The following is a 19,157-nucleotide window of genomic DNA, read 5'->3' as shown; positions in this document are numbered from 1 at the left end:
TGCGCCTCTCCGACTTTAACGTGAAAGTATCCACTCTTTAAAGCCAGGGTCTTCAAACTCCCACACTCCACGTGCCGGGCTGTACAAAACCTGATTAAGTCTGAGCCGCTCAATCGAATTCTGAATGACCTTCACCGAAACCTGTTCGGTGCCGATCTCTTCACCCACAAATACACGAGCCTCGTCAGAGTATATCCCCAATGCCGACGGTTGAGCCAATAGCTTTAGCACTGCACAGTCTGCGGGTTTACATTGATCCCAAAGCGCCGAAAAGTCTGCATCTACATCTACCAGTTCTTTAAAGTTTTCGTAACCTTTTTCAATATCCCATATACCTTTAATGACCATGTGCCTCAACAGATGATGAAAGAGCGCCGGGTTATGGTTCATTTTACTGAATATACGTGTCGCTTTACCTAACGACAGCGTTTGCTGGCTGGCTTGCTGCACCGCATTCAGCATAAAGGCCACAAAGTCTGACTCCAGCTTGGGAAATTCCACCTGCTGTGCGGCGTGAAACATAGGCGCTTTACGGTCACGAAACATCCGTTGCAAGCCGTCCCGGCTACTCCCGGTATAGACCACATGAAGCTTTTTCCGATGTTGATCAAATTGGGTGCGCAATGTCGCAACCAGTGGCGCATAACCATCATTAGCTAAATGCTGAACTTCATCCAGCAGCAATAATGTCGGCCTTTTCTGGCTGGCTAATTTGCCCAATAAATCAATGATTGTGAGCAAATCATCCTCTTCCACTTGCGCGGTTTGGGGATTCGCTTTTAACTTGAGCGTTGCACCGGCAATACTTGCCGACAGTTCGCTTGTAACACCAATATAAGAAGACCACTTATCAAGCCAGTCGCCTTTTTTACTAATTCCTTCAAGTGCAATACGAAGGGCTTTAGCGGGATTGTCCTGCAGGTTCCAAAGCGAGCAGTAGCCTACCTGATAGCCTCTCTTTTCTGCCTCTGGCGCAAGATCAAGCAGCACGAACTCAGTTTTGCCCATTCTACGCGGAGCAAATAGAGCAAGTGCGCCAGTAATACCCGTATCAAAGGCATTCATATATTGCTGTGCCAATTGAGTACGCGGGAAGTGCCAGTCAATCATCTCTAATATCACCCTATCAGTATGCGATTACTTAATATTACTACCAAAAATAGTAATTACCATTATATGAGGTAATTTTTAGTTAAATGGCTTTGGGCATCCGCTGTAAACTCAGCCTCTTTGCCAAGCCTCCATTGATTTTATGAAAAGCCCCCCAATGATAGACTCTACTCTTCATAATCAGGCAGGCTGCTTTAGGTATTTTATGCAATCCAGTGCTAGCGAACTCAGTGCTCACCAAGAGACAGTTAACAAACCCAAGACAACTAAACGGCTGTCCATCCTGCTGGAACTTACTCGCTTTATTCGCCCTTACAAAGGCACTGTAATTGCCGCGGTTATCGCACTTATTTTTACTGCTAGTGTTATGTTGGCAGTGGGTCAAGGCGTTCGTTTACTGATCGATGAAGGCTTTGCCCAACAGTCATATGAACAGCTCAGGCAGGCGATATTTTTCATCTTTGGCGTAACCATATTAATCGCAACCGGCACATTTTTCCGTTTTTATCTGGTTTCATGGTTAGGAGAACGGGTTAGCGCGGATATTCGTCTTGCGGTTTTTAACCACGTTATCACCCTGCACCCAAGCTATTTTGAGGCCAATGGCAGTGGGGATATTATGTCCCGCATCACAACCGATACAACACTGTTGCAAAGCATCATTGGCTCATCATTCTCCATGGCCATGCGTAGCGCCCTAATGTTTGTCGGTGCGCTGGTGATGCTATTTGCCACAAATATTAAGTTGACGTTGATTGTCATGGCATCCGTTCCTTTCGTGTTGTTACCGTTATTGATCTACGGCCGAAAAGTAAAGGCCTTGTCGCGCAAAAGCCAGGATTCAATGGCCGATGTCGGCAGCTATGCCGGTGAAGCGATTGAGCACATAAAAACCGTACAAAGTTATACCCGTGAGCCTGAAGAGCGTCGATCATTTTCAAATGAAGTAGAAAAAGCATTTTTAATTGGCAAAAACCGAATACAGCAACGCGCGATACTGATTGCAGGCGTTATTATTATCGTCTTTAGCGCAATCACAGGCATGCTCTGGGTCGGCGGTAGCGATGTGATCTCAGGTCAAATGACTGGCGGCGACTTAGGTGCGTTTGTGTTTTATGCGATATTGGTCGGCACATCGCTGGCCACGATATCCGAAGTATTTGGGCAACTGCAACAAGCAGCCGGAGCAACAGAGCGGCTGGTCGAAATACTTCAAGTTCAACCCCATATAACTCCCCCCACCAACACAGCAGTATCCGCATCAACGCTAACCGCCGAAGTCGCGTTTGATAATGTCACCTTCCATTATCCATCCAGGCCTAACCAGGCAGCAACGAAAGCGCTCTCTCTTAAAGCAGAGCAAGGTAAAGTGCTCGCGTTGGTAGGGCCATCTGGCGCAGGAAAAACCACACTGTTTGAACTGCTGCTACGTTTTTATGACCCTCAATCCGGCACTATCACACTGGGCGGTGTGGATATTCGCCAGATAGACCCCGATGACCTCCGTCAGCAGATGGCACTGGTGCCTCAACAGCCAGCCCTGTTTAGCCATGATGTATACCACAACATACGATACGGCAACCCTCGAGCGACTGACGAAGAGGTCATCGAAGCAGCCAAAAAAGCGCATGCCCATGAGTTTATTATGAAGCTGCCAGATGGCTACAAAAGTTTCCTGGGAGCCAAAGGAGTCAGGTTATCAGGGGGGCAGCGCCAGCGTATCGCTATCGCGCGGGCGATATTAAAAGACCCTAAAATATTGCTGCTGGATGAAGCTACCAGCGCGCTGGATAGTGAAAGTGAACATCATGTACAACAGGCTCTGCAAACGCTGATGCAAGGCCGAACCACGCTGATTATTGCCCATCGATTATCAACCATTCAGCATGCAGATAAGATCGCGGTGCTCGATCAGGGAAAACTGATAGACTCAGGCAGCCACTCATCACTCATTGCATCAAGCGAGCTCTATCAGCGACTGGTGGAACTACAGTTTAAGCAGTTGCAATAGAGCAGAGTAAGCAGTTCACCTTCCAGCGGGCGAAGATGTTGTCAGTGATTCTCTGCCGTTTGGCTCTGGGCCAAGCCCTTCTCATGGGCAGCGATAAATTCTTCTGGCATTTTTGCAGGCCGACCGGTTTTGAGGGAGATACAGGCAAAATCCATTTTTGCTTTAAGGATTGTTTTACCGTTCGAGGTATTAATCAGTTGAAAGTGGCGGGTTGATTGCAGCTTCATATCACTGGAGGTAATCCAGGTGCCTAGCAGCAATTCATCCCCGGCATAAGAGGCGGATAAGTAATCAATCTCTGTTCGCACAATCGCCATGGCTTTTCCCAGAGCGTCTTTAACCTCCCAGCCACAACCGAGCGCCTCTATATGGCTCCAGGCAATGCCCTCCAGCCATTCCAGATAACGGACATTGTTTGTATGCCCTAACCGGTCGGTCTGTTCAGCCGTAACCTCAATCTCTTTGAGGTGGGGGTTGGGCCAAAGCCAGTTGATCATTTGTTCGCTCATGAAGGCATCATTCCATCAATAATGAGAGACCTTTGCACGACTACTGCGCTTACAAATACAGCGTTAAAAAATGACTCAAAATGCTCATATATTACATATATACTGCGCTTTTTCGTCATTTTTTGCCTTGTCTTTACTTCGCTCGTAACGTCGTGCAAAGGTCTCAATGAATACGAGGTCAATGAACGTAACGTAAAAGTGGCCTAATTTTCAATCTTTATCTGCGTGCAGGAAAGACGCTACTGGTGGCGTCTTTCCTGCCAGACCAACAAGCAGCAGCCCATATCAGCCATAAACGCTTGTGATTATCTGGTGATATAGAGGAATCCCGATAATGGTATTAAATGGAAATGTGATCCCCAAAGATAACAGCATCGCCAAACCAATATCCGCTTTGGGTATCGCCGTTCGAATCGCCGCAGGTGCTGCAATATAAGACGCACTGGCAGTTAGCGTTGCCAGTATCAATACGCTCCCCGCAGTCAACCCTAATGCAATCCCCGCACTCATTCCAACCAGTGATAATATCGGTGGAGCGATGATTGCGAACAGTAGCAGTTTCCACTTTTTCCACGGAATGGGAGACAGCGTTTCTGCCGCAGTTAGACCCATCTCCAAAAGGAACAACGCCAATACGGCTTTGAACGCACCGGTTAATAACTCTGTAACCGCAGCGCCTTCCACTGGCCCATACATAAAGCCAATAATCACACCACCGGTTAAGAGCACCACCCCTCGGTTAGTAAACGTTTCATGCCATAGCTGGCTATGATTGCCAACCGACTCAGCGCCCTTATTCAACCTGCGATAGAGCGCCAACGCAACAAGAATGGCGGGTAGTTCAAGCATCACCAAATATAGCGTCACTTGAGGTTCAATAGGCAGGCCAACGGTATCAGCATAGGCCAACGCCACCGCAAATGTACCTGCGCTAACAGACCCGTAATGAGCCGCCAGACTGGCGGCATTTTCTTTACTGGTTTTAGTCACCTTAAGCAGAAGCGGAATGAGGATAAGCGTAATAATAGCCCCCAGCGCAGCCACCGCCATTAACTCAATAACAAGCGACCACTCAATGGTGCCATAAAGCGCCATACCGCCTTTCAGCCCTATTGTTAACATCAATAACAAACTAAGGATGTCATAGGCGGCTTTTGGAATCCTCAAGTCAGACTTCAATACGCCTGCTACCAGTCCCAGCAGGAAAAACATGACAACAATATCTGGCATAACCTATTCCTCAACAACAATTTCAGCAAGTACTTCTCCAGGGGTAATGCGGTCACCTTTCTGGACATATATGTTAGCCACTCGGCCAGCGATATTGGCTTGAATCTCATTTTCCATTTTCATCGCTTCGGCCACCAGAATACCCTGACCCGCTGTGACCATATCCCCCTCCTTAACAAGAACCTGAACCACATTACCCGGCATGGCAGTCGTCACATGACCTGGCTGACTGGCTGAAGCGCGCTTGCTTCGACCCTCTGACTGATAGGCATTTAGTGGCTCAAATACCGTTTCTTCTGGCATACCGTCAAGTGACAGATAGATCTTACGCTTGCCGCTACCGGCATCCCCTACCCCGGTTATCGCTACCTCATAGGTCTCACCGTGAATATCCAGCTTAAACTCGGTTGGCGTGCCTCCCTGTGCTTCAACTCTGCCAGCAGACTCAACCGGCAACAGTGCTTCCGGCTCTAGTGTGCCATCTTTGCGTGCTTGCAAAAATTCTCTTCCCAGTTCAGGAAACATTGCATAGGTCAGCACATCTTCATCAGACTCCGCCAGCCCTTCAATTTCAGCTTTAAGCTTTGCCATCTCGGACTGAATCAAGTCAGCAGGTCGTCCCTCGATAATATCTTCATTACCAACTGCGCGCTTTTGCAACGCTTTGTCGACGTCTGCCGGGGCTTGGCCATAGCCGCCCTGTAAATAACGTTTCACTTCATTGGTGATAGTTTTGTACCGTTCGCCACTCAGTACATTGTAAACCGCTTGAGTGCCAACAATCTGAGAGGTTGGCGTTACTAAAGGGGGAAAACCCAAGTCTTTACGAACACGGGGGATTTCATCAAATACTTCTCTTATTCGATCAAGCGCATGCTGTTCTTTCAGTTGATTTGCCAGGTTAGACATCATGCCGCCCGGCACCTGATTAATCTGAACCGACACATCTTCCTGGGTGAATTCACTTTCAAACTGGTGGTACTTTTTGCGCACCTCCTTAAAGTAATCCGATATCTCAGTTAGCTGCGCCAGATCCAGCCCTGTATCATAAGGGGTGCCTTTTAGCGCTGCGACCTGAGACTCTGTTGCGGGGTGGCTAGTACCATTGGCAAAAGCCGAAATAGCCGTATCGATGCGATCAGCTCCTGCCTCAACCGCTTTTAACTGGCACAGTGCGGCAAGCCCGGCGGTTGAGTGGCTGTGCAATACAACGGGCAAACTGACCTCATCTTTTAGTGCTTTTACCAAGTCATAGGTTGCAAAGGGTGTTAGCAAGCCCGCCATGTCTTTGATGGCGATAGAGTCCGCCCCCATCTCTTTTAAACGTTTTGCCTGATCGACATACAGCTGTGGTGTGTGTACCGGGCTGGTGGTGTAGCACAAAGTACCCTGTGCGTGCTTGCCTGCCTTTTTGACTGCACGCATTGCCGTTTCCAGATTGCGCACATCGTTCAGCGCATCAAAAATACGGAATACATCAATGCCGTTTTCGGCAGATTTTGCAACGAAGGCTTCTACCACATCATCGGCGTAATGTCGGTATCCCAGCAGATTCTGTCCTCGTAATAGCATTTGCAGGCGGGTTTTCGGTAATGCAGTCCTCAGCTGACGCAGACGCTCCCAAGGGTCTTCTTTAAGAAACCGTACGCAGGCATCAAAGGTGGCGCCACCCCATACTTCCAAAGACCAATAGCCTACTGCATCCAGCTTATCACATATCGGCAACATGTCTTCTGTACGCATTCTGGTGGCAATAAGTGACTGGTGTGCATCACGTAATATAAGGTCAGTAATCTCGACGGGCTTATTTGCGGTCATATCAATATCCTTTAATTCAAATTTATTGGTTAGAGGTGATTGCGCTTGATTTACCAACCCGCATGGGCCGCAACCGCAGTGGCAATCGCAAGCGCCACTTCAGAAGGATGTTTTTTATCCGAATATTCCAATAACTCAGGGTGTTCCGGCACAAAACTCGTATTGAACTCAGCCGCGACAAAGTCTTCATGACTTAAAATCTGTTTATAGTAGTTCGCCGTGGTTTTCACTCCGTGCAAACGCATATCATCCAGTGAGCGTTTGCCTCGCGCAATCACCTCTTCCCAGGTCAGCGCCCAGGCAACAAGCTTTAAACACATTGAGTCGTAATAAGGGGGAATTTCATATCCGGTATAAATAGCCGTATCAACACGTACGCCAGGCCCTCCTGGTGCGTAATAGTGGCTAACACGTCCGAAACTCGGCAAGAAGTCATTTTTAGGGTCTTCAGCATTGATACGAAACTGCAAGGCGAACCCTCGAAACTGAATATCAGACTGTCGATAGCTGAGAGGAAGGCCAGAAGCGATACGAATCTGCTCTCGAACAACATCAACACCGGTGATCTGCTCGGTAATGGTGTGCTCGACCTGAACCCGCGTATTCATTTCCATGAAATATACTTCGTTTCCGGTCAGCAAAAACTCAACCGTGCCGGCATTTTCATAGCCCACTGCTTTCGCAGCTTTCACCGCCAGATCGCCAATATAGCTGCGCTGCTCAGGGGTTAATTGAGGGCTGGGCGCAATTTCTATCAGCTTCTGGTTTCTTCGTTGAATGGAGCAGTCGCGTTCATACAGATGAACCACCTCACCTGATGAGTCTGCCAATATTTGTACTTCTATATGCTTGGGATTAACAATACATTTTTCGAGAAAGACTTCCGCACTGCCAAAGGCTTTAGTCGCTTCACTAATGACGCGGGGGTACTGGGTGCGCAGCTCTTCTGCCGAATCACAACGACGAATGCCTCGCCCTCCTCCACCAGAAGTTGCTTTCAACATCACCGGGTAGCCTATCTCTCCAGCCAGAGTCAGAGCCTCATCGAGGTCTTTCAGGTTACCTTCTGAGCCAGGTGTTACTGGAACGCCTGCCCCTCGCATACTGTCACGGGCCTGCGTTTTATCGCCCATACCATGAATCACATCAGATTTTGGCCCAATAAAGCGAATACCCTGCTGTTCACACAACCGCGCAAAGTCTGCATTCTCAGACAGAAAACCATAACCTGGATGAATAGCATCACAACCCACCTGCTTGGCCAGGCTCACGATAGCTTGAGGGTCAAGATAACCACTAATCGGGTCTTCACCTAGAGAGTACGCTTCATCTGCGCGTTTCACATGCAGCCCGTAGCGGTCAGGCTCAGTATAAATGGCGACTGAGCGAATATTCATCTCTGCGCAAGCCCGAATAATTCGAACAGCGATTTCTCCACGATTTGCGATCAAGATTTTCTTAAGCATAGTAGGCACTCTTGCAACTAAGATAATGACACACGATTAAGCAGGGCAATGTTTCGAAAACGCCCCGCATAACCTGCGTGAATTAGCGATAGATTAGCAATTACAGATATAATGTAAAATTGATATATTTATGCTCAGCTATAAGTAATAACTTATACATAAAAATAAATGGTTTCGATTCGGAGAACTTATGCCATTAACCGTTCAAAAGCTGGTCAATCGACTAACGTTCCGGCAGCTACAGGTTTTCCTGAGCGTTTATCAGTCAAAAAGTTACTCCAAAGCCGGTGACATACTTGGGCTGACCCAACCCGCTGTTAGCAGCCAAGTTCGTCAACTCGAATCGGCCATCGGTGTCCCCGTATTTGAATATGTTGGAAGGCAGCTCTATTGCACCCCTGCTGGCGAGAAACTCGCATCAAGCATCCATGTGATGTTTGACGAGCTGCGCTATTTACAGACTGACCTGGCGGCCTTAGAAGGGCATGTAGCAGGTGATTTAAATCTGGTAGCGGTGAACACGGCACAGTATGTAGTACCCTATTTATTAAAGAGTTTTTTAGATATTCACCCTGCTGTAAATATAAACCTCAGTGTGGTTAACCGGGCTGAGGCCATTCAGCGCCTCAGCCAAAACAAAGATCACTTTGTTGTTATGGGCATCGTACCCGAAGAGAAACCACTGACTTCAATTCCATTCCTTGATAACGAATTTTTGCCGGTCACCAACCCACACCACGAACTCCTTAAAACCAACAATCCTTCCATCAGTGACTTCCTCGAAAGAGATCTGTTAATACGTGAGAAAGGGTCAGGTAGCCGCCTTGCACTAGAGCTGTACTGCCATCAAAACCGGCTCGACCTAAAACCCAAAATGGAATTGGGGTCTAACGATGCAATAAAACATGCGGTTATCGCAGGGCTCGGCGTAGCTATTTTACCGAAACACAGCATCCTCCCCGAGCTAAAGCTAGGACAACTAAAGGTCGTGCCTATTGACGATTTCAGACTTAAACGATCATGGTGCGTGGTCTATCAGAAAGCCAAACATCAAACACCCGCGATGAACGCCTTTTTAGAGTTCGTCATGGAGAATTTGAGTAACTTCAAATCAATGATTAATGTGGATGCAGAGCAGATTGCAGATTACCCCAACCATAATCTTAAGGATTCCAGCACGTAGTCCACAGGTATCCGCTCCTGCTCCAATCTCTTATTGGCGTAATGGTCAGCACGTAATCCGTTAAATAGAATCAGCTCTTTATCAGTCAGTGCAACCGGGGTTTTCGCTACGGAGTCAGGCCCTGAAACCATACGGTCTGCGAAAGTTTTGACCGTCTGCTCATCCATCATTAGTGGAGTAATGCTACTGAGCTTACTTCTAGCATCGCTCAAAATAGCCATGCCTTCAGAATCAATATCTCCCCAGTAACCAACATTTTTATCAGCCAACCAGCCAGCCTTCATCCATGAAATATTTTTTCCTCCTCCCGAGACCGCTATTGTGTTACGAACATCGCGCAGTGCCAGACAGGACTGTTCGTTCTCGACCACCAAGATATTTCTCGCAGGTAACTCAAATTCTTGTAAAGTGTCTGAGGACAGGCGAAGCAGTGGTAGACCACCTAATAAAGCCTTGGTTTTCTCGCATAGCGGCTTAACCAACAACCAATCCTTCGGTTTTTCTTTACAATCAAGCCAGCTTATTAAGCCTGTATCTTTAACGCTCTTATCAATCAATGCAGTAGCGGCAGACTCAATTATTCGTGAATTTTTCTCGATGAACTTAGTATCAACAAAAGTGACGGGTAACGCCCTGAGATAGCCCCCTTCACCCATTCCTTTTTGTAGCTGTGGCAATAATCTCACCAACAGCTCCAAATCATCTTTGTCGAAATTATCCAACGTTTCTAGATGATCAATTAATGCTTGGAATAAGTTCTGGTCGCTGTTCTTATGGAAAGAGTCATGGGAAGAGCTTCCCTCATAAGAGCTGGCTTGATGACCCTCTCTTTGTAGTGAAAAGGATTGCGGTGAAAGTTGTTCAAAAATGTAGCGAATCTTGGAAAGCCAGTTTTGCAGTTGACGCTCTTCGTTCGGACCAAGAATGCAGGCAAGTGACCCTATATCTAAAATCTTTAGATGTGTGGGAACATCCTGCTCAGCGAGCGAACGGAAATTCCGCTTTTCCCAAACCACCTCACACCCTGTGTTTTTACTCTCTTCACCCTTTCCATAAAGTCGGCTTCTTTCTTGGCCAGTACCCTGACCAGATTCTTGAAAATCAGCTTGAGAAAACGCCTTCCAAGACGATACAAAGTTCTGAAAGTGGCCAATATTCTGGATTGCCGCATTACCCCTTGGAGGCTTCAAAGGAACGACCAATGGAAATGAAACCCCACCACTCAGCAAGCTTTTCAACTTTCTTGAGTTCTGCCAGTGCTTATTTTTCAACGCTTGAAGGACATCTTGTGGAAGTAAGCCCCAGCCTGGTCTTGATGAATCAGACTTTAACGAATCGGGGTCATTGTTTAATTCAGATGTCATCGAGCTGCACTTCATTATCAGTTAGGATTGCATCATCAGTTAAGTCTGTTAGTTCTATTTCCGCTGCTATCTTATTTTTTAGCTCAGAGCTCTTTTGCTCAGCCATGCGCCGATCAATTTCCTCCCATGTCACCTCACATAAGTGGCTTTCATGAAGTTCAGGGTCCCGCTCGGCAATGAGCAATGATTTCGCCGATTCTCGCGCCAGGTTTAGATTTTTATAGGGCGTAATCAGATTCACATGTATATGAAGCTCCTTGAAGACACGAAGAACTCTTCGGCTTACTGCCTCAGCGGTATTTGAAAAGGCCTCATCCAAAAACACGGTGCAATAAATAGGCTTATCATAGCCATCGGGAGTCAACACGTAAGCAAGACTAGCGGCTACGATAGTACCGGCAAAGGACTCTTTCTCACCGCCTGATTTGCCGCTACTCGATTCAAGCACGTCTCTGACTTCATCTGTTTTAGAATCTCGCTCTTCAGCAAAGAATGACATTTGATATCTGGGATCTAACAGCCTCAAACTTTCCATATTGTTGGAGGTTCCTGGCGCACTCGCTTTCTCAAGGATTTCCACAACCTCCGCCAGAAGGTTAAACTGGGTTTCGTGATCACCACTTGTTAATTTTTGAAGTGCAAGCTTCACCTTCCTATCAAAGTCCTGAACATGTGGATACTTTTCTCGTTTTGAGCCAAGCTTTAGATGACTGCCTTGCTTAAACTCAGTACGCCTCAACACACGATTAATAGTACCGATCCGCTCCAGGATATCTTCTCTTTCAGATTGAAGGCTCTGCTGGATTCGAGCCAAAGATTGAGTTGCGTGTTTATTTAAGCGTTCTTTGAACTGGTCAATTAACTCGGGCAACCCCTCTTTTTCAATATAGAAATAATGACCCAAATAATCTTGAAGACCTTCTAGGCCTGTAGGCCAATCAACCGTAAGGGGCTGCCATTTATCTTTTCCTCTAAACGACCCCATAATTCCATTCGCGGCATTCTCGGCAGTATTTTTTGCCGAGCGCACTTTTTCCAACTCACGATCCAAAGCTTTTTCAAACTCCGGTTGCTGATCGGCGGTTTCTAATGTGACGACACCAACCCTGTCCGAAAGCAGGATTCTAACCTCATCCGTCATGCCTGATGACGCCAGCAGCTGGTACTTTCCCACCTGTTGTTGCGCATCATCTCTCTTGTTTTCCAATGCGCCTTCATTTTTTTTGAGTTGCTCTTTATTTTCTTGAATATCCAGCAACTGCTTCTTAGCTGACTCCCAGCGTGATTTAGCGAGTTCCAGACTTCCACCTGCTTGCTCAAGCGCCGCTAAATCAGCTTTTACTGTATCCAGGCGCTGTTGCCAGTATGGTGCATTTATCTGCTCCCATACATAAAAATCCAACCTCTCCCATAGCTGTTTTCGCTCATTCACCTGATCCATCGCTTTCCGTGCTTGCTCTGTTGCCGCATGCAGCTTCTTCAATTCCAGCTCAGTGCGTTGTTTATCCAAATTCAACAGACCAAGACGTGACTTATTCGAAAACCCCAGACTCCAACTTCTTCGATCATCTACCTTTCGCTGATCCTTCTTTTCAAAGCGGCCTCGCTCCATATGCACGAGGCCTTCCTTTGTCATTGAGAATGGCGTGGCATCAAGCTCGTCTGTGCCAGACACGCATCGCAAATCAAACTTATTCAAGTGGCTTTTGAGCCAATCGCGATATGAGTGATCTTTCCAGACCAGTTTACGAAGGTAGCCGCGCTCATTAAATTCAGTAAAATTTGAGGCTGACTTATCTTGAGCGCTATTTTCCATCACGACCTGGGCGCGCACATGCAAGCCGGTGTGCCGCGTATTGAGCCAGCGAGTCACCATTGAGTAACTCTTTTGAGGGACTAGTAAAGTCGTCCTTAGGCCACCTAATGCTCGTTCAATTGCGCCTTGCCAAGTTTTCTCTTCGTCGTTGACATCCAGTAACTCACCGATAAATACCAACTCATTATCAGATAAATTTAGTGATGCGATCATTTCATCACGAAGCTGCTGATAGCGAACATCAATGTTTGAATCCGGACGCGCCTCTATCTCTCGAATCTCGTCTTTAATATTGTTTAAGCTTTTTTGCCGTTCACTCAACTGAGCAGCAATTCCGCCAAACTCATCCTGGCTTTGCTTGGTATCGTCTTCTATTTTTTCTAGCTTTATTGTCGCTTCGCGTTTATTGGAAAGAAATATCTCTTCATTCAGATCAGTATCCAACGCCAAGCTGCGACAATCACTTTGATAATTTGAAGATGTTTGTATGACGACGTTCAGCTTGTCTTTAGCGTATAGGATATCTTTCTTTAGGGATTCAATCTTATCGCCACCCTGATTGAGGTATTCTTCATGCCTTTTTTCAACCGACTCCTGTGCATCCTTCTCTTCTGTTTCGGCTCTAGCAATAGTCCTTCCAAGCGATTCCAGTTCTTCTTCCAACTCACTCAGCTTGTTTGACCAAAGTAGTGAAAGTGCCTCGCCAAAGTAAACACTCAAATGATTTTTCTGCAGATGAAGCCTCTCTAAAGCAAGCTTGGATTCGGCAATGGATTCAGAAAGTTCAGGTAATCTAGTCAAGTGTGTTTTTTGTTCTTTGGCATCAATCAGCTGCTCGTGGATGGCGACGAGATCAGAGAACTCTTCAACAACCTTTTTCGCATCCTCTTTTACACCACTGGGTTCCAAGACTAGTTCACGGATCAGTTTTGTAAGATCATCTATCTTCTTGAGACCCAGCGCTCGCGATAACAAAGCAGGTGCGTTTTTGTTGTCCATGTATAAATGCTTGCGATAAAGCTCCTGGTAATCAGTAAAGTTGCTATCACAATCAGTAATGGCTGAATCATCGCGCAGCCATTGTTTCAGCTGCCTTGCATTTCCTTCACCAAACGCGTCCAACAACTCTTTTAGTTGCATGCTCCTTTTTGCAACAAGATAAACCCGCTTAACATCGCCAAGTGTATTAGTTGAACTCGCTGTCCAAAAAAGCGCTGCCAGGGTAATACTTGAACCATCTTCACATTGGTAAAGCGCCCTAAGTCCGGTTACAACCCCTTTCTCACGCTTACTTTTGACCCGTGTAGAAGACCCATCATGAGCAGTTCCAAAGCTGCCGCGCATATAAGATAAAAGAGAACGATCTGAACGATCACCCTGAGCCGCAGCAACGTTAAAAGTTGCCTTGCCTGCCGGTAAGAGTAGAGCCATTAGTCCATCAATAAAGGTCGACTTTCCAGCACCGTTATCGCCGGTCACAAGGGTTCCATCAGGATTGATAGAGGCGGTATGCAAGCCATGAAAAGAGCCCCAATTGTAAACCGACAGCTCCGCTAATCGAATTTGGCCTTGAGAAAATAATTCCTTGTGGGTCACAGGGGCTGTATGCTCTGTATTGCCAAAAAGGTCAGACATAATCACCTCCTTCTGTCGGCCCAGACTCAACCTGTGTGGCCGCTAGTGCACGGTATTCCTCTAGCATCGACTCTAAAAAACTCGCACTAACCACATAGCGAATAATCGGAGTAATTTCGTATCTATCTTCAACCCCGCGAATCGTTGATAATATTTTTCTCTTAACCATCTCCTTCACTCTGGCCAGTAGTTTTTTTCGATCTTTAGACGCATGATCAGTAATTGGCAGAAAAGGGGTGAGATAGGATTCAAGACGTTCAATGTCTATGGTGATTTTTTGCTCTCCGGCCGACTCTCTGTCTTGATAATGTTTTCTAAGCACCAGCAATATCAGCGTGTCGTACAGCGATAGGGTTCTTTTTGAGATAAGTGTTGTGGCATCTTCAGTTTCCTGTTCATCCCTATCTGCGTCTTCAGCATGCTCAGAATCCATGCTCGCAATAAACGCCACCCCTGATTTTTGATCGAGAACCAACTGCAGATAAACTTCCGACAAGTGCTTTCGTATTGCGGCTTCATGTCGACAAAGTAACTCAAAGAGTTTGGACTTTTGCGAAGCCATCACCGAACCTTGCCGCATTAAATGCACCAGCACTCGCCTGGCATCATGAGGCATTGCCGACTCATTTGGCCCAGCCAGTGTTGCATCATCTATGGCCGAATCATCTATGACCGAATCATCTATGACCGAATCATCTATGACCGAATCATCCTCAGTCATGTTATTAGTATCGTTGTGCGCAGGCGACTTTATATCATTATCGTCATTACCGTTTTCTCGGTTTCCTGTCACCATCGAGAAAAAGCTATTTGAATTCAATTCTTCAGCCATACAAAGTTCCTGCTAGAGTGAAAGCTCATCAATATCTTCGGGGAATAAATCGAGGGTCAACAGGTAAGTAGGTATTGATGCCTTCAACATAACACCTTGCTTATCCATCAATGCCACCTCTTCTTTTTGCTCCAAGGCCGTTGCACCCACTGCTTTGGCCACTCGGAGATAGGCAACCAGTTCTTCCAAACCAGACTTCAATGGATTCTTAGCAGCCAGCCCGGCTATCGACATCGGGCCATGTTCTTTGAGGGAGCCAAATGCTTTATGTGCAATCTCCCTCACTTGAACCGCATCCAGGCAATCGAGAACATGAGCGCTTGGTTCACGACTGTTTGCTTTTTCTTCCACACCTGATGTGTCTAACTTATCGTCAGGGTTTCTTAGTCGCATAGCTTCTGGTGACTTAATTTCGATGGGGCCAACAGGTAAACTAAGCGTGGTTTCGGTTTTTAAGTCCACTCTTAAGCCTAAACCGTCATCACGCATCCCATCCCTTAACAACACAGCCTGCCTTTCAAGTTTTGATAGCAAGCGATCAACCGCTTGGTTTTCTGCCGCAGCGCCACTTTCGATATAAGAACGAAGACCTTCTTCTGTGCGACGCCTAATGCGAAAAACTCGATCACTTTCGCGGCTTAACTCTCGCATCAGTTGATTCAAGAATTGTTGCTGACTACCAGATAGCTGCTTAGCAACAGGCCTATTCAAAATGCTACGAAGTTGCTCGCGAAACTCCATTGATCTGTTTTGGTCGCAGAGCAATTGAAAGAACCCCTCAAATGCGCTTCCGGCCTCAGTGGTGGAAAGCAATGCTTCTTTCTCCATAACGGATAAAAGAATATCACCGCGAGACGCATCTCCCTCGATTATCTGCACTCTCAGGTCTTTGTCTAACACCCTGATTTCGTCTTCTACGCGTCGAAAGTCACCGGTTAACACTGAAGCAAGTTGGTAGATTTCCCGGATACGCTCTCGTTGCTCGACTTCGCTAAGCTCAGGCACAACGCCGGCTTGGAGCGCATCTATTTCGCGCTGAATCTCTGCTTTTTTACTTTCCAGTAAGGTGACTCGCTCATCTACATTAGGGCTTATAGCAACAGCCAAGTCGCGAACCGCTTCCTGAACAATACGTAAATGTGAGGCTGTCGTGCCAGAGTTTCTTTCATCCAAGCCCTTACAGAACCTAAGCGCAATCTCACTTGCGTCGGTCTTGGTTAAAGCATCATCCATTTCTCGCAGCCAACCGGCTCGAATCCACTGGTTCAGATAAGTCGCCGCAGAGGTTTCTGTGGACCAAATACCCAATTCACGGCTACGCTCTATTTCCGCATCCAGCATGATTCGAGCGCGACCATAGGAAATTTCACTTTCCTCAGAAAATAGATCCGCAATAAAAGCCAATATATAAGGCGCATTATCGGCTCTTAATAGTTTCCATGCGGCATGCTCGGAATAGAGCCGACGATAAGTGGCTTGCTTTTGTTGGAAGCTCATGACCGCTAGTGTTCCGCTAACATATTCATAATTAAGCGAATCATCACTTCTTTTTGCTTCGGGTCAGATTCCGCGACTAATAATGTCAGGGCCGCCAATCCGGTATCATTGATTACAGGAATACCTGATGGTGAGAGCAGTCGACCATTTCGATGCAGAAAATCGACAAACAGGTAAGCCGCTGAGCGTTTGTTACCGTCTGAAAAAGGGTGGTTTTTAATCACAAAGTAAAGAAGATGTGCCGCTTTACTTTCAATGGATGGATAAGCAGGTTTACCGAACACAGTTTGCTCCAGGTTACCGAAAATACCTGCCAAACCCTCACCCCTTGGATTGGCAAAAAGAGTCGTTGCCTCGCCTCGCTCCATGAGCTCGGTTTTCAGGTTTTCCAATGCAGTGGTTGCTTCTTTAGCAGAGGGCAGCGAACCACCTGCTTGCCCCTCTGGTTCTTCCAGCAAACCCTCATCGTAACGCTGCAGCCATAAAAAAGTTTGCGTGTAACGACTGACAATTTCCACCAAACCACGACCCGCGGCTAACTCCAGCTCAGGGGACTGGGCGGTACGCCTAATCAAATTAAGCGCCTGCTCTAATGCTTGAGCATTTTGTTCAAAGCGTTGCTGATTCAAGGTATATCCTTGAGTGAGCAATTCCTTTAACCGCTCAGTGGCCCATTTTCTGAATTGAACGCCTTGTTTGGACTTTACGCGATAACCAACGGAAATAATGACATCCAGGTTATAGGCATTTGTGGGCTTGGTAGAAAATTCGGAATTTCCGAATTTTCTCACCACCTCAGCCTCTTCAAGCTCACCCTCTTTGAACACGTTCCTGATATGCTCATTAATGGTAGATTTAGCCTTGCCAAAAAGTTCACCCATCTGCTCTTGCGTTAACCATACCGTCTCATCTTCCATTTTCACTAGTATTTGAGTCTTGCCATCCTGGCTTTCGAATATCTCTATGTGGCTATTCATCATCTGACCTTACACTTCTCAGCAAGTTACACAAACGATATCATCATCATTTTGATGATGTCAACTTCTATTATTGACACACATAAGCTATCAGTATTATGATCCATGATAAATTTGATCATCATTTTAAACACTAAGGCATAAAACAAAGGCCCTCAACCCTTGATTGAAAACAAAGCACTAGCAGACATCAGCCAAGCGCAGCAAGAAAGGCTATTTCATATCGATTTCAAGCTACGTTTTTTAGGCGCAGTCAACAGAAATGATCTGGTCAGCCGGTTTGGCATTAAAGCCGCTGCTGCAACTCGGGATATATCTCTGTATAAAGAACTGGCACCTAAAAACCTTATCTACGACACAAAAGCCAAGACCTATATAGAAGCCGATCAATTCAAACCCCTGTTTGACTATCAAGGGAGCCAAGCCTTATCGGCATTATGCTACGGACTGGGAGATGATCAAGTATCAGGCAGCATGTCTTTGGTCACCGCAGAGTCACCAACTCAACTTAACCTTTCATTCTCTTGGCCAAACCTGGATGTACTGGCAGAGATCACCAAAGCCATTCACCAGAAAAAGGCGCTTAAGATAGATTACCGATCCCTTTCCAGTGGCTTAAACCAGCGAGAAATCGTGCCCTTTGCGCTGGTCGATAATGGCCTTCGCTGGCATGTAAGAGCCTTTGATCGAAAAAGAGAGCGGTTCACCGACTTTGTCATTAACCGTATGGCAAAACCGAAACTGCTCAATACAGAAATTACGAAGCCTGAAACGAAAGAAGACGATATTCAGTGGAACCGTATTGTTGAAATGCACATTGTTCCGCACCCTAACCTGAAACACCCAGAAACCATTGAGACCGAATACGGAATGGTAAATGGAATGCTAAGAATACAAGTGCGAGCGGCAGTTGCTGGTTACGTGCTAAGGCACTGGAATATCGATTGCTCAGTCGATCATTCGTTGGAGGGCCGTGAATTTCATTTGTGGCTAGAAAACACTCCTACGCTTTATGGGGTAGAAAATTTAGCGATTGCGCCAGGGTTTAATTCAGACAATTTGAGCACAATGAATTGATTTGGCTAATCCACTCCTTTAAAAACATAAACCCTATTGGGAGAAGCAGTAACTAGTGAGAGAAATAATGTTGTTAGTTAGTAAATTTGTACTCGAGGTAATCTCATAAAATATCATGTGCTTGATATGTTTTCTGGGTGCGGAGGATTATCTTGGGGTTTTCAAAGGTTGAACCGGACTTTGGGTTACGCCCGACGTGTTTGAGACCTTTCTCCAAGGCATCGACGAAGCCCAGAGCTGTTTCTTCATTTGCTTCGGTGGGTAATACTCAATGATCTGATCTACGTCTTGTGAAGCTTTCTCGCGCAGATTTGCTGGCTTGAACTTCACTTAGGCTGACGAATACGGTCACGCAGACCACCAAAGTAGCTTTGGTTTGCTTCGAGCGCAACAGGGGATTCGACACCCTCAAGCAACAGGCTACGGAGTTGTGCCCGATCCTGATCCTTACGAATCAGCTCTCGGACGTATTCACTGCTCGAGCCAAAGCCTCGCTGATTGACCTGATCATCAACGAAACCTTTAAGGGTATCTGGTAGGGATATATTCATCGTACTCATAGACTCTAGAACAGCCCCGATGGCAAAAATTGGCAAGACTTTCTCCCCCCCCCTAAAACCCTGGGCTATTTG

Annotated in this window: 14 protein-coding genes; 3 read left to right on the top strand and 11 right to left on the bottom strand. The window is 46.5% G+C overall.

Annotated elements, in window-relative coordinates; genetic code table 11:
* Positions 1-15 precede the first annotated feature (15 nt).
* A complete protein-coding gene (locus MY523_RS01750; RefSeq protein WP_250657093.1) occupies positions 16-1,110 on the bottom strand; it encodes an ATP-binding protein in 1,095 nt (364 codons plus the stop codon).
* Between the two features lie 205 nt (positions 1,111-1,315).
* Between MY523_RS01750 and MY523_RS01745 the strand changes: the two genes are divergently transcribed.
* The gene (locus MY523_RS01745; protein ID WP_250657092.1) at positions 1,316-3,121 is read left to right on the top strand and encodes an ABC transporter ATP-binding protein/permease; all 1,806 of its coding nucleotides are present in this window, start codon (positions 1,316-1,318) and stop codon (positions 3,119-3,121) included.
* A 41-nt stretch (positions 3,122-3,162) separates the two neighbouring features.
* Here the strand turns inward: MY523_RS01745 and MY523_RS01740 are convergent, their stop codons facing one another.
* From MY523_RS01740 to MY523_RS01725, 4 genes are all read right to left on the bottom strand, one after another.
* A complete protein-coding gene (locus MY523_RS01740) occupies positions 3,163-3,630 on the bottom strand; it encodes an acyl-CoA thioesterase (protein ID WP_250657091.1) in 468 nt (155 codons plus the stop codon).
* A 285-nt stretch (positions 3,631-3,915) separates the two neighbouring features.
* Positions 3,916-4,860: a sodium-dependent bicarbonate transport family permease gene (locus tag MY523_RS01735; RefSeq protein WP_250657090.1), complete on the bottom strand. Its 945-nt coding sequence runs from the start codon at positions 4,858-4,860 to the stop codon at positions 3,916-3,918.
* Positions 4,861-4,863: 3 nt separating this feature from the next.
* Positions 4,864-6,678, bottom strand: coding sequence for a sodium-extruding oxaloacetate decarboxylase subunit alpha (oadA, locus tag MY523_RS01730; protein ID WP_250657089.1), 1,815 nt, complete (start codon positions 6,676-6,678; stop codon positions 4,864-4,866).
* Between the two features lie 50 nt (positions 6,679-6,728).
* Entirely contained in the window at positions 6,729-8,144 is a 1,416-nt protein-coding gene (locus MY523_RS01725; protein WP_250657088.1) for an acetyl-CoA carboxylase biotin carboxylase subunit, read from the bottom strand.
* A gap of 190 nt (positions 8,145-8,334) precedes the next feature.
* Between MY523_RS01725 and MY523_RS01720 the strand changes: the two genes are divergently transcribed.
* Entirely contained in the window at positions 8,335-9,327 is a 993-nt protein-coding gene (locus MY523_RS01720) for a LysR family transcriptional regulator (RefSeq protein WP_250657087.1), read from the top strand.
* On the opposite strand, the gene MY523_RS01715 is transcribed toward MY523_RS01720, so the two are convergent.
* Genes MY523_RS01715 through MY523_RS01695 form a run of 5 tightly spaced genes read right to left on the bottom strand, consistent with a single transcriptional unit; the run spans position 9,291 to position 17,451 of the window.
* Entirely contained in the window at positions 9,291-10,691 is a 1,401-nt protein-coding gene (locus MY523_RS01715; protein WP_250657086.1) for a Wadjet anti-phage system protein JetD domain-containing protein, read from the bottom strand. The two genes, MY523_RS01720 and MY523_RS01715, sit on opposite strands and share 37 nt — an antisense overlap.
* Positions 10,681-14,142 carry an ATP-binding protein gene (locus MY523_RS01710; RefSeq protein WP_250657085.1) on the bottom strand — a complete coding sequence of 1,154 codons (3,462 nt, stop codon included), beginning with the start codon at positions 14,140-14,142 and terminating at the stop codon, positions 10,681-10,683. The genes MY523_RS01715 and MY523_RS01710 overlap by 11 nt, the downstream gene beginning before the upstream one ends.
* Entirely contained in the window at positions 14,135-14,974 is an 840-nt protein-coding gene (locus MY523_RS01705) for a DUF4194 domain-containing protein (RefSeq protein ID WP_250657084.1), read from the bottom strand. The genes MY523_RS01710 and MY523_RS01705 overlap by 8 nt, the downstream gene beginning before the upstream one ends.
* Positions 14,975-14,986: 12 nt before the next feature.
* Positions 14,987-16,471, bottom strand: coding sequence for a DUF3375 domain-containing protein (locus MY523_RS01700; RefSeq protein ID WP_250657083.1), 1,485 nt, complete (start codon positions 16,469-16,471; stop codon positions 14,987-14,989).
* A 5-nt stretch (positions 16,472-16,476) separates the two neighbouring features.
* Positions 16,477-17,451, bottom strand: a complete 975-nt coding sequence (locus MY523_RS01695; protein WP_250657082.1) for a virulence RhuM family protein/type II toxin-antitoxin system death-on-curing family toxin — start codon at positions 17,449-17,451, stop codon at positions 16,477-16,479.
* 159 nt (positions 17,452-17,610) lie between these two features.
* Here MY523_RS01695 and MY523_RS01690 point away from each other — a divergent pair, with 159 nt between their 5' ends.
* Entirely contained in the window at positions 17,611-18,525 is a 915-nt protein-coding gene (locus tag MY523_RS01690) for a WYL domain-containing protein (RefSeq protein WP_250657081.1), read from the top strand.
* 326 nt (positions 18,526-18,851) lie between these two features.
* Here the strand turns inward: MY523_RS01690 and MY523_RS01685 are convergent, their stop codons facing one another.
* Positions 18,852-19,121: a type II toxin-antitoxin system ParD family antitoxin gene (locus tag MY523_RS01685; protein WP_250657080.1), complete on the bottom strand. Its 270-nt coding sequence runs from the start codon at positions 19,119-19,121 to the stop codon at positions 18,852-18,854.
* Positions 19,122-19,157: the final 36 nt, after the last annotated feature.

Origin of the sequence: Alkalimarinus coralli, from assembly GCF_023650515.1 — a bacterium.
Taxonomy (GTDB): Bacteria; Pseudomonadota; Gammaproteobacteria; order Pseudomonadales; family Oleiphilaceae; genus Alkalimarinus; species Alkalimarinus coralli.
This window is presented reverse-complemented; position numbering and strand designations above follow the sequence as displayed.

Excerpts from the sequence above, each read along its gene's own strand:
- MY523_RS01700 (WP_250657083.1), bottom strand. The coding sequence starts at position 16,471 with ATGAGCTTCCAACAAAAGCAAGCCACTTATCGTCGGCTCTATTCCGAG.
- MY523_RS01735 (WP_250657090.1), bottom strand. The coding sequence starts at position 4,860 with ATGCCAGATATTGTTGTCATGTTTTTCCTGCTGGGACTGGTAGCAGGC.
- MY523_RS01750 (WP_250657093.1), bottom strand. The coding sequence starts at position 1,110 with ATGATTGACTGGCACTTCCCGCGTACTCAATTGGCACAGCAATATATG.
- MY523_RS01740 (WP_250657091.1), bottom strand. The coding sequence starts at position 3,630 with ATGAGCGAACAAATGATCAACTGGCTTTGGCCCAACCCCCACCTCAAA.
- MY523_RS01705 (WP_250657084.1), bottom strand. The coding sequence starts at position 14,974 with ATGGCTGAAGAATTGAATTCAAATAGCTTTTTCTCGATGGTGACAGGA.
- MY523_RS01715 (WP_250657086.1), bottom strand. The coding sequence starts at position 10,691 with ATGACATCTGAATTAAACAATGACCCCGATTCGTTAAAGTCTGATTCA.
- MY523_RS01725 (WP_250657088.1), bottom strand. The coding sequence starts at position 8,144 with ATGCTTAAGAAAATCTTGATCGCAAATCGTGGAGAAATCGCTGTTCGA.
- MY523_RS01720 (WP_250657087.1), top strand. The coding sequence starts at position 8,335 with ATGCCATTAACCGTTCAAAAGCTGGTCAATCGACTAACGTTCCGGCAG.
- oadA (WP_250657089.1), bottom strand. The coding sequence starts at position 6,678 with ATGACCGCAAATAAGCCCGTCGAGATTACTGACCTTATATTACGTGAT.
- MY523_RS01695 (WP_250657082.1), bottom strand. The coding sequence starts at position 17,451 with ATGATGAATAGCCACATAGAGATATTCGAAAGCCAGGATGGCAAGACT.
- MY523_RS01710 (WP_250657085.1), bottom strand. The coding sequence starts at position 14,142 with ATGTCTGACCTTTTTGGCAATACAGAGCATACAGCCCCTGTGACCCAC.
- MY523_RS01745 (WP_250657092.1), top strand. The coding sequence starts at position 1,316 with ATGCAATCCAGTGCTAGCGAACTCAGTGCTCACCAAGAGACAGTTAAC.